Here is a 5,329-nt window from a genome sequence, read left to right as displayed (position 1 = left end):
ACGATTTTTCGAACACGATCATCATCCTGACGTCGAACCTGGGGTCGAATTTCCTCACCAACCTGTCCGACGGGCAGAAGGTCGAGGATGTCGAGCCGCAGGTGATGGAGGTGGTGCGCAGCCATTTCCGGCCAGAGTTCCTCAACCGGCTCGACGAGATCATCCTGTTCCACCGGCTGGGCGCCGAGCATATGGCGCCGATCGTCGATATCCAGGTGAGCCGTGTCCAGAAACTGCTCGCCGATCGCAAGATCGAGATCGACCTGACCGCCGCCGCGCGCGACTGGCTGGGCCGTGTCGGTTACGACCCGGTCTATGGCGCCCGCCCGCTGAAACGGGCGGTGCAGAAATATCTGCAGGACCCGCTGGCCGACATGATCCTGTCGGGCAAGGTCAAGGACGGCGCGACGGTGAAGGTCGATGAAGGCGATGGGGGGCTGGTGCTGAGCGTCGCCGGATAGGAACAGGGTGCAGGAAATCGCGCTTGCAATCGGCGTTTCACCAAGAGAGTATTCGTGTCCGGTTTCGTTCACACGCGACAGAGCCGGTTCGTAGAGCGTGGATGAGGGGGTTTTTGATGGCGCTGAAACGTTCGATTGCGGCTGCGCTCGCCGTAAGCACCGTCTGGGCCCCTGCAAGCCTTGCCCGCGAAAAGGATCCGCTCGACGTACTCCGCGCTTGCCGCAAGATCGAGGAGCCGATGAAGCGGCTCGCCTGCTATGACAGCGCTCTCACGGACGCCGAAACGACGCAGAAGGTGAATCGCGAGGAGCGGGTTCGTCGCCAGAAGGAGGAATTCGGTTTAACGCCATTGCAGGTCGAAAACCGTCGCGAACAAGAGAAAGAGCAAACCGAGGCTCCGACGACCGATACGGTTGGCAACCCCGCACAGCAAGAAGACGAAGCCGCCCAGCGCCAGCGGCTTTCGAGCACAATTGGCGAAATCCTGACCGACGCCGCCGGCCACAAGGTATTCATGCTGACGAACGGCCAGATTTGGCGAGAGACAGCAGGCTCCCATTATCGCGGCATCCTGAGGCCCGGCTGGAAGGTCGAGATCAACAAGACCGCACTCGGCGGTTACAAGATGACCATCGAAGACCGTACGGGCTATTTCGCGGTCCAACGGATGCGCTGACGCGTCGGTAGGGTTCGAATCCCGAATCCACGCGCTCCCGCCAAAGATGGAAAGCGCTTCCCGCTAGCCGGTGAACTGGGCCGAACGCCTCCGGCGGAAACCGGCGGGCAGCCCTTGTCAAGCAACAGTTGAGCGCCTGGCGGTCCGTTAGTCTTGCGACCGGCACGAGCGTTCCTGCCGCAGCTGCCGGATCGACGGCCTCGCTTTTGCCGTTCCTATCTATGCACCTGTCTGCTGCAACCTCACCACGACATGCTGCCGATGCTATCGATATCGCAGTCCGGCCGGTATCAACGCCGGACAAAAAAAGGGGGAGCCGAAGCCCCCCCTTCCAAAGTTGGTTGATATCCTGCGCTCAGAAGTGAAGCTTCGCGGTAGCGCGATAGTAGCGGCCAATCTGATCGTAGACATAATACGAACCCGATGCTCCGGCCGCATATGGCTGATGCGTATCGAAAAGATTGTTCACGTTCAGCTGCATCTCGAACGTATCGGTTGGGTGGAAACTGACCGAAATATTCTCAAGCCAATAGGCCGGGACACCCGGAACGTCTCGCGATTCCGCTGTGTCGTTGTTCGAGAAAATGGCTTTTCCGATATACCGCGTCTGCGAGAACAAGGTGACCTTGCCCAGGTCCCAGCCGATGTTCAGCTGGCCCGACCATTTCGGATTGCCGATCGTGCCGGTTGCGATCGAGAGGTCATAACCGGTGACAGAGGTTTCACGCTGAATCAGCCGGAAAACCTGCGCGTTCACGGTAAGTTGCCCCAGATCCTGACCACTTCCAAATGTCCGGCCAATATCAGTCCGGTAGGTCAACTGGCCCTGGACAGCCTGGAAGTTCAGATAACCCGCATTCTTGTACCCGGTGGAGAAGCCATCCGCGACCTGGAAAGGCCGAGCCGGATCGCTACCCGGAAGGCGCGAGAAGAGATTGCAGTACTGGTTCGGATAATTGGCCGAGTCGTAGCAGGCCTCCATCACCGAGGTCAGGTTCAGCGAGGAAATCGCATCCTTGATCTTGATGTTCACATAGTCGGCCGCGAGTGACAGACCGCGGATCATCGGCGGCGCGATGATCGCCCCGATCGTGTACGAATCGGCAATCTCGTTCTTCAGGTCCGCATTACCGCCGGTCGTTCCCTTGCGGGTACCGTTGATGATGTCCGACTGGAAGGACGCAATGCCGTTATAGCCAAGCGCCGCCGCTTCTGCGCGACAATTGGCTTCACGATTCTGGGGATTATTTCCTGCCGTGATGTTCGACTGATCGCACGGGTCATTCGCGAAGCTGAACGTCGTGCTGGTCGGAAGGAACAGCTCGACGAGAGCAGGCGAGCGGATCGACCGCGTGTAGTTGCCGCGGATGGTCAGGAAATCATCGAACACGCCTAGCCGGCCACCGAAGGTGTACGTCCAGTCGCCGCCCGACGTGCTGTTGTCGACATACCGGCCCTTGGCTTCTGCAAGCACGGAGCTGACAACCGGGAGGTTCGTGTCACGGCTCACCAGCGGGATGCTCAGCTCGCCATAGACTTCATTCGTCTTGAAGCCGCCCGCAGTAGCACTTGTGCCCTGATTACGGCCGATATCCGTCAGATAACCGACATCCGGGTTAAACGACGCCGATTCTTCGCGATGCTGATAGCCGAACGCAAGTCCGACCGCACCGCCCCAGACATCGAACAGCTCACCCGAAGCATATGCTTCGAAAATCTTCTGTTCGATAAGGCTGGAGGCCTGCAGCGGAGCCGAGATGTAGTTGCGGGCCGCAGCACTGGTATTCGCCTCACCGAAGAAGTTCAGCGGAACACATTCCTTCGCATCGCGGATCGGCGCCTGATCGGGGACACTGTTCGCGCCGCCCGCTTGAGCCGGCGGCGTGACCTGCACGGTACAGACGATATCACCCGGCTGCACCTCACCCTGGCCAAGGCCCATGATGACATTGCCCGCGCGGCTGACATTGTACAACCCGTTGGGATCAAGACCCGCAATCGTTCCGGCAGTCAGCGCCTGAACGTCGAGAGCATAGTCGAACCGACGCTGATCGATATCATTGTACTGCGAGTTGGCCTCGGTCCGCCCATAGTTGAACGACATGTCATAGTGCCAAGTGCGATCCATCAGATCGACATCGCCGCGCAGACCAGTCACGACACGGAAGAGATTCTGCCGCGTTTCGTTGTTACCCGTGGTTAGCGAACGACCTTCTCGAGCGACAAAGAAGTCGCAGTTCGCCGGGTCCGCTCCCAAGCCGTTTGCCGTGCAATTGTCTTGGATGATCGACGCCGTACCGGCGTCAAGAAACGGATTGGTTACGTTGAACCGTACCGCGCCGCTATCGTCGGGAAAGAAGTCGGTCTGCCAAACGGCCTGGCTGATCTGATCGTTCGCACGGCTATGAGCGTAGATCGTCTCGACATAGGCGGTGACACCGTCGGTGACGTCATAATGGCCGAGGCCGGTCACGATCGTGCGATCGATCGGCGTGTAAAGGTTGCCGAGATCACTCAGCGAGATGCCGTCACCCCCCTGCGAGAACACAAGGCCATACTGGGTACCGGGGTCAAACGGCCGCAGTCGGCCATTGCTGGTGAACTGCAAAATGTTACCGGAGCTGTCCTGGATAGGCGCACCGATGAAGGGATTGCCGAAGAAGAGCGCCGGCAGTCCGTCGAACGTCGCAAACGTTACCCGGGGATCGGAGATAAGCACGCGATCCGGAATACCGTCATTCGGCCCAGTGTTGTTCGGGTTGGGCTGGAACGAAAGCGGAGGATTGAACTTCGTCCGGTCGGCCTGGATCAGACCTTCCTGATGCTCATGCTCGACCGAGACCACGACGTTGCCGCGGCCCTCGGCAAAATTGCCGCCAACCGTACCGGCGATGCGGAAATCGGCATAATCACCGCGCTGCGAGATGCCGTAGGACGAAGTCAGGTCCATGCCCTGATAGTCCTGCTTCAGGATGATGTTGACCGTGCCCGCGATAGCGTCCGAGCCGTAGGTCGGAGCGCCGCCAACCGAAATGGTCTCGATCCGATCGACCAGCTCCAACGGAATCGTGTTGAGGTCGACCTGAAGCCCCGGCGCGCCCGCATTGCCTGCTGCCGGCGCGTTCGACCCCACAAAGCGGCGCCCGTTTACAACGGTCAGCGTCCGCTGTGAGCCAAGGCCGAAGAAGTTGACGTAATTAGCGCCGACGTTGTTGATACCTTGGGCATCAGCAGTCGACGCGCCGGGTATACCGAAACCAGGCTGCTGATTCAGCGCCTCTGCAACGTTTGTGAAGCCACGATCCTGGATGAACTGATCATCCAGAACGACGGCTGGCTCCACCGTCTCGAACGTCTTGCGGCGAATGCGCGATCCGGTGACGACAATCTCTCCAGCGCCCGTATCGGCAACGGAAGCTGTGTCCGTCTGGGTCGGCACGGTCGACTGATCGGCGGCCCCGGACTGGCTGGTGCTGTCAGACTGGGTCGTTTGGCTGTTGCTGTCGTTTGACTGCGCCGCTGCGGGCGATGCAAAAGCAGCAACTGCGCCGACCAGCACCAAAGCCTGGAGCGCGGTGCTACCGCGGAGCTTCCTCAAGGAAGACTTTGAATTGCTATTCACAGATGGGTTCCCCTTGTTTGGTCCGTCCGCGGCCGCGAATGCGCGATACGCAGACGAACGATCCCTAGCCGCTTCCGCTCATCCCCAGTGAGGAGAGCGAAAGCGACGTGCCAATTTGATGAACGGCGATTGAACAACTGTAAAGAATGCCCGGCGCCATGCGTGGGGAGTTTGAAGGGAACTGTCGCCATAATGACACAATGGCACATCGCGAATGTATGTTTATTACACTCCTACAGCAATTCTGATATTCTTATTTCACTGTATCAACGGCACGACGCACGGATGGTCGATAGCGATCGAACTTTTGGCGTTCGATCATGTTTCCGACACCATCAGCCAAACTGAGCGAGTCATGGAAAAGCACGCGGTCGCGCGGCTGATCGGCGCGCCTCCGGGCTATGTCGGGTATGAGGAAGGCGGCGTCCTGACCGAGGCGGTGCGCCGCAGGCCGTATCAGGTCGTGCTGTTCGACGAGGTCGAGAAGGCGCATAACGACGTATTCAACGTGTTGTTGCAGGTACTCGACGACGGCCGGTTGACCGACGGTCAGGGACGCGTGGTCGATT

3 protein-coding genes and 1 pseudogene are annotated in these 5,329 nt (G+C 59.3%); 3 read left to right on the top strand and 1 reads right to left on the bottom strand.

Annotated features, from left to right (window positions below; genetic code table 11):
* Both J7S20_RS16225 and J7S20_RS16220 read left to right on the top strand, forming a co-directional pair.
* The coding region (locus tag J7S20_RS16225) for an AAA family ATPase (RefSeq protein ID WP_284055293.1) at positions 1-461 on the top strand (461 nt) is incomplete at its 5' end.
* 116 nt (positions 462-577) lie between these two features.
* Positions 578-1,138: a hypothetical protein gene (locus tag J7S20_RS16220; protein ID WP_284055292.1), complete on the top strand. Its 561-nt coding sequence runs from the start codon at positions 578-580 to the stop codon at positions 1,136-1,138.
* A 355-nt stretch (positions 1,139-1,493) separates the two neighbouring features.
* Here the strand turns inward: J7S20_RS16220 and J7S20_RS16215 are convergent, their stop codons facing one another.
* A complete protein-coding gene (locus J7S20_RS16215) occupies positions 1,494-4,697 on the bottom strand; it encodes a TonB-dependent receptor domain-containing protein (RefSeq protein WP_284055294.1) in 3,204 nt (1,067 codons plus the stop codon).
* A gap of 415 nt (positions 4,698-5,112) precedes the next feature.
* Here J7S20_RS16215 and J7S20_RS16210 point away from each other — a divergent pair.
* A pseudogene (locus J7S20_RS16210) lies at positions 5,113-5,329 on the top strand (AAA family ATPase); the annotation flags it as partial.

The organism is Stakelama marina (genome assembly GCF_018122655.1).
Taxonomy (GTDB): Bacteria; Pseudomonadota; Alphaproteobacteria; order Sphingomonadales; family Sphingomonadaceae; genus Sphingomonas; species Sphingomonas marina.
The sequence above is the reverse complement of the archived record's forward strand: the minus strand, read 5'-3'. Positions and strand labels throughout refer to the sequence as shown.

Excerpts from the sequence above, each read along its gene's own strand:
- J7S20_RS16220 (WP_284055292.1), top strand. The coding sequence starts at position 578 with ATGGCGCTGAAACGTTCGATTGCGGCTGCGCTCGCCGTAAGCACCGTC.